The sequence below is a fragment of the Variovorax sp. GW823-FHT04F07 genome (assembly GCF_058795995.1).
This window is the reverse complement of the sequence record NZ_JBXAIG010000001.1, coordinates 34,430-47,660: the sequence shown is the minus strand read 5'-3', so window position 1 is coordinate 47,660 and position 13,231 is coordinate 34,430. Positions and strand designations below refer to the sequence as shown.

General features: G+C 69.5%; 10 protein-coding genes. 5 read left to right on the top strand and 5 right to left on the bottom strand.

Features of this window, described 5'->3' with window-relative positions; all coding sequences use genetic code 11:
* Positions 1-63: 63 nt before the first annotated feature.
* A complete protein-coding gene (locus AC1RAA_RS00255) occupies positions 64-1,191 on the top strand; it encodes an MBL fold metallo-hydrolase (protein ID WP_492725808.1) in 1,128 nt (375 codons plus the stop codon).
* 562 nt (positions 1,192-1,753) lie between these two features.
* Entirely contained in the window at positions 1,754-2,707 is a 954-nt protein-coding gene (locus tag AC1RAA_RS00250) for an ABC transporter substrate-binding protein (protein WP_492725806.1), read from the top strand.
* Between the two features lie 22 nt (positions 2,708-2,729).
* Here the strand turns inward: AC1RAA_RS00250 and AC1RAA_RS00245 are convergent, their stop codons facing one another.
* From AC1RAA_RS00245 to AC1RAA_RS00225, 5 genes are all read right to left on the bottom strand, one after another.
* Complete coding sequence (locus AC1RAA_RS00245; RefSeq protein ID WP_253252366.1) at positions 2,730-2,927, bottom strand: hypothetical protein; 198 nt, start codon at positions 2,925-2,927, stop codon at positions 2,730-2,732.
* On the bottom strand, positions 2,927-5,323 hold the full coding sequence (parC, locus tag AC1RAA_RS00240; protein WP_095744758.1) for a DNA topoisomerase IV subunit A: 2,397 nt from the start codon (positions 5,321-5,323) through the stop codon (positions 2,927-2,929). Before parC ends, AC1RAA_RS00245 begins: the two co-directional genes overlap by 1 nt.
* 87 nt (positions 5,324-5,410) lie before the next feature.
* Positions 5,411-6,346 (bottom strand): lytic transglycosylase domain-containing protein, encoded by a 936-nt coding sequence (locus AC1RAA_RS00235; protein WP_492725804.1) that lies wholly within the window; start codon positions 6,344-6,346, stop codon positions 5,411-5,413.
* Positions 6,347-6,379: 33 nt separating this feature from the next.
* Complete coding sequence (locus AC1RAA_RS00230) at positions 6,380-8,368, bottom strand: DNA topoisomerase IV subunit B (protein WP_492725802.1); 1,989 nt, start codon at positions 8,366-8,368, stop codon at positions 6,380-6,382.
* A 74-nt stretch (positions 8,369-8,442) separates the two neighbouring features.
* A complete protein-coding gene (locus AC1RAA_RS00225; RefSeq protein WP_492725801.1) occupies positions 8,443-9,354 on the bottom strand; it encodes a LysR family transcriptional regulator in 912 nt (303 codons plus the stop codon).
* Positions 9,355-9,444: 90 nt separating this feature from the next.
* Between AC1RAA_RS00225 and AC1RAA_RS00220 the strand changes: the two genes are divergently transcribed.
* From AC1RAA_RS00220 to AC1RAA_RS00210, 3 genes are all read left to right on the top strand, one after another.
* Entirely contained in the window at positions 9,445-10,650 is a 1,206-nt protein-coding gene (locus AC1RAA_RS00220; RefSeq protein WP_492725800.1) for a serine hydrolase domain-containing protein, read from the top strand.
* Entirely contained in the window at positions 10,634-11,839 is a 1,206-nt protein-coding gene (locus tag AC1RAA_RS00215; protein WP_492725798.1) for an MFS transporter, read from the top strand. The genes AC1RAA_RS00220 and AC1RAA_RS00215 overlap by 17 nt, the downstream gene beginning before the upstream one ends.
* 131 nt (positions 11,840-11,970) lie before the next feature.
* Positions 11,971-13,197, top strand: a complete 1,227-nt coding sequence (locus tag AC1RAA_RS00210; protein WP_492725796.1) for an MFS transporter — start codon at positions 11,971-11,973, stop codon at positions 13,195-13,197.
* The last annotated feature ends 34 nt before the right edge of the window (positions 13,198-13,231 follow it).

Genomic DNA, 13,231 nt, shown 5'->3' with positions numbered 1-13,231 from the left:
TTGAAAAGCCAACTCCCGCTAGTCTCGCGCCTCAAGACCAACACACACGCAGAGGGCTTCCCCATGGCTGACGAATCGGATTCGCAAGGCGCTTATTTACCCCGGCTGCTGCGCCGCAGCGCGGTGCTCGCCACGGCGGGCTGCGCGTTTGTCGCCGGCTGCAGCAGCGCCGGCGGCGGGGAAACGCGCTACGACAACTCGCCGCAGTTCAAGGGCGGCGTGTTCCAGAACATGCCCAACCCCGAGCTGCAGCCCGCCGCCAGCACCTGGCGCATCTGGTCGCGCTTCATCGTCGGCAGCAAGGTCGACACCGTGCCGGTCGACCCCATTCCGGTGCGCGCCCTGACGCCCCAGGCGCTCGACGCGCTCGCGGCCGACGCCAACCACGTGGTGCGCCTGGGCCACTCGTCGCACCTGCTGAAGCTCAAGGGCAAGTACTGGCTCATCGACCCCGTGTTCAGCGAGCGCGTCTCGCCCTTCACCTGGGTCGGGCCGAAGCGTTTTCACAAGCCGCCGATCCAGCTGGAGCAGCTGCCGCCGATCGAGGCCGTGATCCTCTCGCACGACCACTACGACCACCTCGACGTGGCCACCATCGAGTACCTCGCCACGCGCGTGCAGCGCTACTTCGTGCCGCTGGGCGTGCGCGCCCGGCTCATCGAGATGGGCGTGCCCGCCGAGCGCGTGACCGAGCTCGACTGGTGGCAAGGCGGCGAGCATGCGGGTGTGAAGCTCACCGCCACGCCCGCGCAGCATTTCTCGGGCCGCGCGGTCACGCTGACCGACCGCGACCGCACGCTGTGGGCCTCGTGGGTGGTGCAAAGCGGCGAGCAGCGCATCTTCTACAGCGGCGACTCGGGCTACTTCCCGGGCTTCAAGCAGATCGGTGAACGCTTCGGCGGCTTCGACCTCGCGCTGATGGAGAACGGCGCCTACGACGCCTACTGGCCCGGCGTGCACATGACGCCCGAGCAGAGCGTGCAGGCCTTCGAAGACCTGCGCGGCAAGGTGCTCTATTCGGTGCACAACAGCACCTTCGACCTGGCCTTCCACACCTGGCACGACCCGCTGGACCGCATCGCCGACCTGGCGCAGGCCAAGAAGATCGACCTGGCCACGCCGGTGATCGGCGAAGTGCTCACGGTGGGCCAGGCGCGCACCAACGTGCGCTGGTGGGCCGGGCTGAAGTAAGGAGCGCACCGTCCACGCGGCGGTGTGTATTTCAAATGTTGCGCGCCACTTTTGGAAGGTTTACAGACAGTTAACCAGCGGCCGGTTCAATCGCCGTGTCGCCGCGACGAATCCCTCACCGGACGCCGATCGCGGACGACACCGTCATCTGCAAGGCAGCAGCCACAGGGAGCAAGGTGATCACAAGAAGAACCGGCAAGAAAGGAGGCGGCATTCCCGCCATCTCGACGCGCGCCCCGAGGCGCCGCCTGGCGCGCATCGCCAGGGGTTTCGCCACGGGGCGCGTGCTGGCATCGATCGCAGGCGCAGGGGTCGTCGCAGCCCCGATGCGCCGCACATCGGCCTGATCGTCAGCGACCCGGGCAACCTCTTCTTCCTCCAGGTCTGACACCGCCGCCGCCCACGCTGCCGACCCGCGGCAACATCGGCACCGACCGGGGCCGGCAGATCCGTCCATTCCCCCACGCTTGCCCCCCGCAGATCGCGGATGCGAGGCGCTGCGGAACATGTCATCATCCCCACCCCTTCACCGGCCCCCTCTCGCAACGAGGCCCTCGCACCCATGCCCATGAAACGTCCCTGGCGCACCTGGCTGCTGGCCCTCCTCCTCGCCGTGGGCCCCGTGGGCAGCGCGCTCGCGACACATGCCAACCATGGCAAGGGCCCGCGCGTCGGCGTGCTCGTGAGCGACCTGCGCAACCCCTTCTTTGCCTACATCGCACGCGCGGTGGAAAGCACGCTGGCCGCAGACAGTCGCAATGCGGCGCACATCACGGTCGTGTCGAGCGGGTTCGATCCGCAGCGGCAGGACGAACAGCTCAAGGAAATGATCCGCCAGCGCGTGCAGCTGGTGATCGTGACGCCGGTCGATTCGACCAGCCTGCACGCCCGCGTCACGGAGGCACGCGCGGCCGGCATCAAGGTCGTGGCGGTCGATGCGCTCGTGCAAGGCGCGGACGCGGCCGTGGTGACCGACAGCCGCGCGGCCGGCAGGCTCTCTTGCGAACACCTGGTGCGCACGCTCGGCGGCAAAGGCGAAGTGGCGATCATCGACGGCCCGCCGAACACGGCCGCGGTGGGCCGCGTCAACGGCTGCCGCGAGGCATTGAACGCCGCACCCGGCGTGCGCGTCGTGTCGATGGCGCTCAATGGCGGCGCCACCAAGGACGGCGGCGTCGAACAGATGACGCGGCTGCTCGCGCGCCATCCGAAGCTGTCGGGCGTGTTCGCGATCAACGACCTGTGCGGCATCGGCGCGGAACTGGCGGCCCAGGTCGCGGGCCGGCGCGACATCGTCATCACGGCGATGGACGGTTCGCCGGAGGTGGCGCAGCGGCTGCAGGACCCGACCACCTTGATCGTCGGCAGCGCGACGCAGTCGCCCACGTTGATGGGCCAGCGAGCGGCCCAGATCGGGCTGAAGCTCCTGAAGGGCCAGCCCCCGGCGCAGCGCGTGCTGCTGCTGCCGTCGAAGCTCGTGACGCGCGAGAACGTCGACGGCTACGGGGGCTGGTGAGCCAGCCCCTCGGCCTGCCTGCTTACTTGCCTTCCTGTTCGCGCCGCTCGCGCGCGCGCCGCACCTGGCGCGTCTCGTTGGCCTGCGCGGCGGCGCGGTCTTTCGCGCGCCGCTTGCCCTGGCGCTTCTCGCGCATGCGGCGCCCCAGGATGTAGCTGCCGAAACCCGTGACCACGGCGAGGATCACGCCGAGGATGCTGATGTCGATGCCGCCCAGCATCAGAGCACCCGCACCACGCTCGCCGGCGTGAATCCGAGGTCTGCCACCTTGCCCTTGCGCGCGCGGGCACCCATCGCGTTGTTGAGCGAGCGGATCTCGAGCGTTTCTTCGCGCTCCTTGCCGCCGCGGGCGACGCCTTCGATCCGCACGCTGCGCGTGTAGGCCACCGCACCGGCCAGCGATTCCTTGGCCTCCAGGTCGATCAGCATCAGGCCGCGTCCGCCCTTGGGCAGGCTCTTGAGCTCGGCGATGTCGAAGGTCAGGATGCGCTTGCCGCTCGAGGCGCAGGCCACGTGCGTCGCGGCCGGCATCGGCTCGGCGCCGCTCGCGCCGCCCACCAGCGACGGCCGGCACAGCTGCTCGCCCTCGCCCACGTCGATGAAGGCCTTGCCGCCGCGCTGGCGCGACATCATGTTCTCGATGGTGGCCATGAAGCCGTAGCCGCCGGTGTTGGCCAGCAGCAGGCAGGCGCCCACCGGGCCCGCGAAGAAATGCGTGACGTGCGTGCCGGCATCGAGCTCGATGAGCGTGGTGACGGGCTGGCCGTCGCCGCGCGCGCCGGGCAGCGAGGCCACGGGCACGGTGTAGACGCGCACGCTCTTGTCCTTGGCGCTGCCGAAGACCAGCAGCGTGTCGACGCTGCGGCATTCGAAGGCGCCGTAGAGCGTGTCGCCCGACTTGAAGCTGTACTCGGGCGCGGTGCCCCCGTTGCCGGCCGCCTTCTCGCTGGCCCAGCCCTTCTGCGCGCGCACCCAGCCCTTCTGCGACACGATCACGGTGACGGGCTCGTCGACCACCTTCACCTCGGCCACGGCGCGCTTCTCGGCCTGGATGAGCGTGCGGCGCGGGTCTTCGAAGGTCTTGGCGTCGGCCTCGATTTCCTTGACCAGCAGGCGGCGCAGCGTGGCCGGGCTGGAGAGGATGTCTTCGAGCTTCTTCTGCTCGTCGCGCAGGCCGGCCAGCTCCTGCTCGATCTTGATGGCCTCGAGCCGCGCGAGTTGGCGCAGCCGGATTTCAAGGATGTCCTCGGCCTGGCGTTCGCTGAGGTTGAAGCGCGCGATGAGCGCCGCCTTCGGGTCTTCCGCCGCGCGGATGATCGCGATCACCTCGTCGATGTTCAGCAGCACCAGCTGCCGGCCTTCGAGGATGTGGATGCGGTCCTGCACCTTGTCCAGGCGATGGCGCGAGCGCCGCTCGACGGTGATCTCGCGGAACGCGATCCACTCGTTGAGCATCTGGCGCAGCGACTTCTGCGTGGGCTTGCCGTCGATGCCGACCATCGTGAGGTTGATCGACGACGAGGTCTCGAGCGAGGTCTGCGCCAGCAGCGTGGTCACGAACTCGTCCTGGCTGATGCGCGAGGTCTTGGGCTCGAACACCAGGCGCACGGCGGCGTCCTTGCTCGATTCGTCGCGCACCACGTCGAGCACCGACAGCATCGCGGCCTTCAGTTGCGTCTGATCGGCCGAGAGCGCCTTCTTGCCGGCCTTGACCTTCGGGTTGGTGATTTCCTCGATTTCCTCGAGCACCTTCTGCGTGCTCACGCCCGGCGGCAGTTCGTTGACCACGAGCTGCCACTGGCCACGCGCGAGGTCTTCGATCTTCCAGCGCGCGCGCACCTTGAGCGAGCCGCGGCCGGTGCGGTAGGCATCGGCGATGTCGCTCGCGCTGCTGATGATCTGCGCGCCGCCCGGGTAGTCGGGGCCGGGCACGAGGGCGAAGAGTTCTTCTTCGCTGAGCTTGCCGTTCGACTTGATCAGCGCCACGCAGGCGTCGGCGATCTCGCGCAGGTTGTGGCTCGGGATCTCGGTGGCCAGGCCCACGGCGATGCCGCTGGCGCCGTTGAGCAGCGTGAACGGCAGCCGCGCGGGCAAGAGGCGCGGCTCTTCGGTGCTGCCGTCGTAGTTGGGAATGAAGTCGACCGTGCCTTCGTCGATCTCGTCGAGCAGCAGGCTGGTGATGCGCGCCAGGCGCGCTTCGGTGTAGCGCATGGCCGCGGCGCCGTCGCCGTCGCGGCTGCCGAAGTTGCCCTGGCCGTCGACCAGCGGATAGCGCTGCGAGAAGTCTTGCGCCATGCGCACCAGCGCGTCGTACGCGGCCTGGTCGCTGTGCGGGTGGAAGCGGCCGAGCACGTCGCCGACGACGCGCGCGCTCTTCACGGGCTTGGCGCCCACGGTGCCGTTGGTGCCGCCGAAGCCCAGGCCCATGCGCGACATCGAGTACAGGATGCGCCGCTGCACCGGCTTCTGGCCGTCGGACACGTCGGGCAGCGCGCGGCCCTTGACCACGCTCAGGGCGTATTCGAGGTAGGCGGTCTGCGCGTAGTCGGCCAGCGTGAGGGTGGTGTCGCCGTCGGTGGGGCCTGCAAGGTCGAGCGGAGGTTGAGAGTCGTCCATGAAGAAGAGAGAAAGAAAAACAGTGACGGGCGGCGTGCGTTCGCGCTCAGCCCAAAATGAAAGTGGGGTGCATGGCAGCCTGCGGGATCACGACAGCGGCGACGGCGGCGAAGCGTCGCCCGGCTCCGCCGCGCTGGTCGGCACGTCGGACGGCTCGGGAATATCGGGCATGGTCGGCACGTTCCGCGGCGACTCGGACGGCATGTTGCCGCGCCCGATCGCGCCGCCCTTGGGCACCGACATTTCCATGCGGATGCGCCCCGGCGTCCTGCCGCCGCTGCTGCCACTGCCGCTGCGCAGGTTGCCGCCCACGGTCACGGCCGAGGGCTTGAGGTACGCATACAGCTGCAGCACGGTCTGCACGTAGTTCTGCGTTTCCTTGTAGTTCGGGATCTTGTTGCCCGCGCGCTGCACCGCGCCCTCGCCCGCGTTGTAGGCGGCCAGCGCGAGCTCGATCTGGCCCGGGAACATCGCGATCAGGTCGCGCAGGTAGCGCGAGCCGGCGGCGATGTTGATGTGCGGATCGAACAGCTTCTTCTCGATCGTGCCGCGCTTGTCCGTCGCCACGCCGTAGCGCTGCGCGGTGGCCGGCATGAGCTGCATGAGCCCCATCGCGCCCTTGGGCGAGACGGCCTTGGCATCGAAGCCCGACTCGGTGGCGACCAGCGCCTGCAGCAGCTCGTAGTCGATCGCGTGCTTGCTCGACGCATCGCGCAGCGCCGCCTTGGCGGTCTTGTAGCCGGGCGAGGCCTCGAACATGGCGAGCAGGTTCTGCGACGCCGGCGACACCCTGCCGTCGAGCCGGCGGTTGATGCTGCCGCGGCCCATCGGCGACAGGCCCTTGGCGGTGTCGAAGCTCTGGCCGCCCTGGAAGAAGAGCTTGTAGCGCTCGTCGACCTTCTCGGCCGCGAAGTGCGCCACGCCGTTGCTGTCGATGTAGCCATAGATGTCGGTCGCGTGCGCGAGCCCCTGCTGCATGCACAGCAGAAGGGCCAACCACAGCGAACGCTTGAAAACCGACATGCGTGTGAGAAGAAGGAAAGAAAAAGGAAACCGTCAGACGTCGATGTCGACGTCGTCTGCGCGCAATTCCATGAGCTCGCGCCGCGCCGCCGCTTCGCCCTTGCCCATTAGCTTGGTGATCTCGCCCTGGGTGGACGAAAAATCGAACCGCCCCAATTGGACCTTCATCAGGCGACGGGTGTCCGGATTGAGCGTGGTTTCCCACAATTGTTCCGCGCTCATTTCGCCCAGGCCCTTGAAGCGGCTGATGCTCCAGGCGCCTTCGCGCACGCCATCTTTACGCAGTTTGTCGAGCGTGGCGGTCAGTTCGCCCTCGTCCAGCGCATAGACCTTGGAGGCCGGTTTCTTGCCGCGCGCGGGCGCATCGACCCGGAACAATGGCGGCTTTGCGACATACACGTGGCCGGCTTCGATGAGCTTGGGAAAGTGCCGGAAGAACAGCGTGAGCAGCAGCACCTGGATGTGCGAGCCATCCACGTCGGCATCGGACAGGATGCAGATCTTGCCGTAGCGCAGGCCGCTCATGTCGGGCGTGTCGGCGGGGCCGTGCGGATCGACGCCCACGGCCACCGAGATGTCGTGGATTTCGGTGTTGGCGAACAGGCGGTCGCGCTCGACTTCCCAGGTGTTGAGCACCTTGCCGCGCAGCGGCAGGATGGCCTGGCTTTCCTTGTCGCGGCCCATCTTGGCGCTGCCGCCGGCGGAGTCGCCCTCGACCAGGAAGACTTCGTTGTGGCTGATGTCCTTGCTCTCGCAGTCGGTCAGCTTGCCGGGCAGCACGGCCACGCCGGAGCCCTTGCGCTTCTCGACCTTCTGGCCGGCGCGCTGACGCGTCTGGGCGGCCTTGATGGCCAGCTCGGCCAGCTTCTTGCCGTAGTCGACGTGCTGGTTGAGCCACAGCTCGAGCGTGGGGCGCACGAAGCTGGACACCAGGCGCACGGCGTCGCGCGAATTCAGGCGCTCCTTGATCTGGCCCTGGAACTGCGGGTCGAGCACCTTGGCGCTGAGCACGTACGAGGCGCGCGCGAACACGTCTTCGGGCAGGAGCTTCACGCCCTTGGGCAGCAGCGAGTGCAGCTCGATGAAGCTCTTCACCGCATTGAACAGGCCGTCGCGCAGGCCGCTTTCGTGCGTGCCGCCGGCGCTGGTGGGAATCAGGTTGACGTAGCTCTCGCGCACCGGCTGGCCGTCTTCGGTGAAGGCCACGCACCAGTCGGCGCCCTCGCCTTCGGCGAAGTTGTCGGCGTTCTTGTCGGCATGGCCGCTGCCTTCGAACAGCGGAATGATCGGGTCGCCGTTGAGCGTCTGCATCAGGTAGTCGCTCAGGCCGCCCTTGTAGAGCCACTGCTGGCTTTCGCCGGTCTTCTCGACGGCCAGCGTGACGCTCACGCCGGGCATCAGCACGGCCTTGCTGCGCAGCAGGTGGGTGAGCTCGCCCATGGGCAGCGCGGCGGTCTCGAAGTACTTGGCATCGGGCCAGGCGCGCACGGTGGTGCCCTGCTTGCGTTCGCCGGCCTCGAGCTTGCGGATCTCGAGCGCCTCGATCACGTCGCCGGCGCTGAAGGCCAGCTTCGCGACCGAGCCTTCACGGTGCGAGCTGACTTCGAGGCGCTTGGACAGCGCGTTGGTCACCGACACGCCCACGCCGTGCAGGCCGCCCGAGAAGCTGTAGGCGCCGCCCGAACCCTTGTCGAACTTGCCGCCGGCGTGCAGCCGGGTGTAGACCAGCTCGATCACGGGGGCCTTTTCCTCGGGGTGCAGGCCGAAGGGAATGCCGCGGCCGTCGTCCTCGACGCTGACCGAGCCGTCGGTGTGCAGCGTGACCTTGATCTTCTTGCCGTAGCCCGCCAGCGCTTCGTCGGCGGCGTTGTCGAGCACTTCCTGGATGATGTGCAGGGGGTTGTCGGTCCGGGTGTACATGCCCGGGCGCTGCTTCACGGGCTCGAGGCCCTTGAGCACGCGGATGGAGCCTTCCGAATAGCCGGAAGCGGAGTCTGAAGATGTCTTGGGGGAAGTCGCCATGGGGGCGGATTGTAGTCAGTTGGGTTGAAATGACTGGATACCCATACAGGCACCGGCTTCGGTCTTTTCGCACATCAGGCGGGAGTTTCTGCGGGCGGACCGAACATCCGCGCGCTCAGGAAATCGATGAACGCCCGCAGCTTGGGCGACGGATGGCGCCCCGACGGCCACAGCACGCGGAACGCGATGGTACGGGGCCGGCGCAGGTGCTCGGCCAGCACGGGTTGCAGCGCGCCCTCGGCCAGCGCGGCGCGCACGCTGAAGTCGGGCAGGCAGGCGATGCCGCGCCCGCGCAGGGCAAAGCACAGCCGGGTCTCGATGTTGTTGCAGATCATCGAGACCGGCGGGCGCACCTCGCTGCCGTCGGGCCCGGGCGCGAGCGGCCAGACCTCGACCTTGCCGGTCGCCGGGTAGCGGTAGTGCAGGCAGGCGTGGCGGGCCAGATCGTCCGGCGAGGCGGGCGTGCCGTGGCGCGCCAGGTACGCGGGGGAGGCCACCAGCAGCTGCGAGAACTCGCCCAACTGGCGCGACGACAGCCGTGAATCCGCCGGCTCGCCGGTGCGCACCACGGCGTCGAAGCCTTCCTCGATGACGTCGACGAGGCGGTCGCTGAAGTCGAGGTCGAGCTCGATCGCCGGGTAGGCGGCCATGAAGTCGGCCAGCACCGGCAGCACCAGCGAGCTGACCAGCGGCAGGCTCACGCGCAGCCGCCCGCGCGGCGCCTCGGCGGCGTGCGACAGCTCCTGCTCGGCGGCCTCGATCTCGGCCAGCACGCGGCGGCTGCGCGCCAGGAACAGCGCGCCCTCGGCGGTGAGCGTGATGCTGCGCGTGCTGCGGTGGAACAGGCGCACGCCCAGCCGCCCCTCGAGCCGCGCCACGCGCTTGCCCACGGCCGAGGCCGACACGCCGAGCGCGCGCCCGGCCGCCACGAAGCTGCGGGTTTCGGCGACCTGAACGAAGACGGCAAAGCCGCTGAGGCTGTCCATGGGGAATCTCCATTGCGGACTTCAACATCCGCATTGAGCGGAACTGTAGCCGTCTTTATCCGAAGTCGGCTTCTTCCTATCGTTGGCCGCATGACCTTTCTTCCCGACATTTCCCCCACTTTCACCCCTGTCACCCCTGCGTGGCAGGGCCCGGACCCGTCGCGCATCGACGCGACCATCGACCGTGCGCTGGCCGAAGAGCGGCTGGTCGGCGCGGTGGTGCTGGTGCGCCACGACGGGCGCCTCGTCCATCGGCGCGCCGCCGGCCTGGCCGACCGCGAGGCCGGCCGGCCGATGCGCGAGGACGCGCTGTTCCGACTGGCCTCGGTGTCCAAGCCCATCGTCTCGACCGCCGCGATGGTGCTCGTGGACCAGGGCCGGCTCGACCTGGACGACCCCGTGACGCGCTGGCTGCCGGACTTCCGCCCCCGCCTGCCTGAAGGCGGCAGCGAAGCTGTCATCACGCTGCGGCAACTGCTGACCCACACGGCCGGCCTGGGCTACCGCTTCCTCGAAAGCACGGACGACGGCCCGTACGCGCGCGCCGGCGTGTCGGACGGCATGGACCGCGACGACGGCCTCACGCTGGCCGCCAACCTGCAGCGCCTGGCCGGCGTGCCGCTGCTGTACCCACCGGGCACGGGCTGGCTCTACTCGCTGGCCATCGACGTGCTCGGCGCGGTGGTCGAGGCGGCCAGCGGCCTGCCGCTGCCCGAGGCGGTGCGCGCACTGGTGACCGGGCCGCTGCAGATGCACGACACGGGATTCGCCGCCGCCCCCGGCGACGCGCGGCTGGCCACGCCCTACGTGAACGGCCCCAGCGGCACGCCGCCGCAGCGCATGGACGGCCCCGTCGTCGCCACCCCGTTCGAGGGCGCCGTCGGCATCCGCTTCGACCCGGCGCGCGCCTTCGACGCCAGCGCCTGGCCCTCGGCCGGCGCCGGCATGGTCGGCAGCGCGGGCGACTTCCTGCGCCTGCTCGAAACGCTGCGCACCGGCGGCGCACCGCTGCTGGGCACCGCCACCGTCGACGCCATGGGCCGCAACCACACGGGCGCCTGGGGGCCGGCGGACGCGCCGGGCTGGGGCTTCGGCCTGGGCTTTTCGGTGCTGCACGACCCGCAGCCCACGCAGACGCCCGAATCGCCCGGCACCTGGCGCTGGGGCGGCGCCTACGGCCACGCCTGGTTCGTCGACCGGGCGCGCGGGCTCAGCGTGGTGGCCTTCACGAACACGCTCTATGAAGGCATGTCGGGCCGCTTCGTCACCGAACTGAGGGATGCCGTCTATGCGTGACACGACCTCTTCCTCCCCCCTGCCCTTGTCCGGCCTGCTGGCGCTGGCAGCCGGCGGCTTCATCACCATCCTCACCGAGGCGATGCCGGCCGGCCTGCTGCCGCAGATCGGTGCCGACCTGGGCGTGGCGCCCGCGCTGGTCGGCCAACTCGTCACCGTGTACGCGCTGGGCTCGCTGGTGGCGGCCATTCCGCTGGTGGCGCTCACGCGCGGCTGGCGTCGCCGGCCGCTGCTGATGGGCGCGATCGGCGGCTTCGCGGTGGTCAACACGGTGACGGCGCTGTCGCACGACTACACGCTGACGCTGGTCGCGCGCTTCTTCGCCGGCGTGTTCGCGGGCCTGCTGTGGGCGCTGCTGGCCGGGCACGCCGCGCGCATGGTGGCGCCGTCGCAGCAGGGCCGGGCCATCGCCGTGGCGATGCTGGGCGCACCGCTGGCGCTGTCGCTGGGCATTCCGGCGGGCACGCTGCTGGGCGCGAGCGTCGGCTGGCGGCCGGCCTTTCTGATCATGTCGGCGCTGTCGGTGCTGCTGCTCGGCTGGGTGCGCTGGCAGGTGCCCGACTTCCCGGGCCAGGAGGCCGGGCGCCAGCAGAGCGTGCGCCGCGTGTTTCTGCTGCCGGGCGTGCGGCCGGTGCTGGTGGTGATGTTCGCCTTCGTGCTGGCGCACAACATCCTCTACACCTACATCGCGCCCTTCCTGGCGCATGCCGGGCTCGGGGCGCAGGTCGGGCGGGTGCTGCTGGTGTTCGGCGCGGCCTCGCTGGGCGGCATCTGGCTCACGGGCGTGCTGATCGACCGCTGGCTGCGCACGCTGGTGCTGGCCGGCACGGCCGCCTTTGCGCTGGCAGCGCTGATGCTCGCCGCGGCGGGCGGGTCGGCGGCGGGCGTGTACCTCGCTGTCGCGGTCTGGGGCCTGGCCTTCGGCGGCGCGGCAACGCTGTTCCAGACCGCCTCGGCCCAGGCCGCCGGCGACGCGGCGGACGTGGCGCAGTCGATGGTCGTGACGACCTGGAACCTCGCCATCGCGGGCGGCGGACTGGCGGGCGGCCTGCTGCTGCAGGGCGGCGGCGCGGGCAGCCTGCCCTGGTCGCTGCTGGCGTTGCTGGTGCCGGGGCTGGTGCTGGCGTGGCGGGCCTGCGAGCACGGTTTTCCTGGCGCGCGCGGCGCGGCGGCGGCACCGGCGCGCTGACCCCAAAGGCAGGCCACGCGCCTGCCTTTTTTCTTTGATGCCGTGCGCGCATTGAAACCGCGCCCACAAATCATCAATGGCCTTGGCCGCCACGCCACCTGCCGCAGCATCCATTTCGCTACATTCGAAGGATGCAAGCCTCCCCCGCTCCCACCCTTTCGATCAAGCAGGTGCTGTTCTGCGGCGCCATGATCGTCACGCTCTCGATGGGCATCCGCCATGGCTTCGGCCTCTGGCTGCAGCCCATCACGCAGGCGCAGGACTGGAGCCGGCAGACCTTCTCGTTCGCGCTCGCGGTGCAGAACCTGTCGTGGGGCATCTTCGGCGTGTTCGCGGGCATGCTGGCCGACCGCTTCGGCGCGTTCCGCGTGCTGATCGGCGGCTCGCTGCTGTACGCGGCGGGCCTCTTCGGCATGGCGCATTCGCCGACGCCGCTGCTGTTCACCCTGAGCGCGGGCGTGCTGATCGGCGCGGCGCAGGCGGGCTCGACCTACGCGGTGATCTACGGCGTGATCGGCCGGCAGATCCCGGCCGAGCGCCGCTCGTGGGCCATGGGCGTGGCGGCGGCCGCCGGCTCGTTCGGCCAGTTCCTGATGGCGCCCATCGAAGGCCGCCTGATCGGCGCCTTCGGCTGGCAGACGGCGCTGGCCGTGGTGGCGGTGCTGGTGCTGGTGATCGTGCCGCTGGCCTTTGGCCTGCGCGAGCCCAAGACCGCGGCCCTGGCCGGCCACCGTGACCAATCGGTGCTGCAGGCCGTGGGCGAGGCCTTCCGCTACCCGAGCTTCGGCTTGCTGATGGCGGGCTACTTCGTTTGCGGCTTCCAGCTGGCCTTCATCGGCATCCACATGCCGACCTACCTGCGCGACAAGAACCTGTCGCCCGAAGTGGCGGGCTACGCGCTGGCGCTGATCGGGCTGTTCAACGTGTTCGGCACCTACACGGTCGGCCTGCTGGGGCAGAAGCTGTCCAAGCCCAAGATTCTTGCGGCCATCTACTTTGCACGGGCGGTGTCGATCGCCCTCTTCCTGCTGGCGCCGATCTCGCCGCTCAGCGTGTACGTCTTCTCGGCGGCCATGGGCTTCCTGTGGCTGTCGACCGTGCCGGCCACCAACGCCATCGTCGCGGGCATCTTCGGCGTGGCGCACCTGTCTATGCTCAGCGGCTTCGTGTTCCTGAGCCACCAGGTGGGTTCGTTCCTGGGCGTGTGGCTGGGCGGCTTCCTGTACGACACGACGGGCAGCTACAGCATCGTCTGGTACATCTCGATCGCGCTGGGCGTGTTCGCGGCGCTGATCAACCTGCCGGTCAAGGAAAGCGCCATTGCGCGCGCGGTCCGGCCGGTCGCCGTGGCGGGCTGACGGCCCGCGCTTTTCGTCTCTTGTTTGCAAGGAG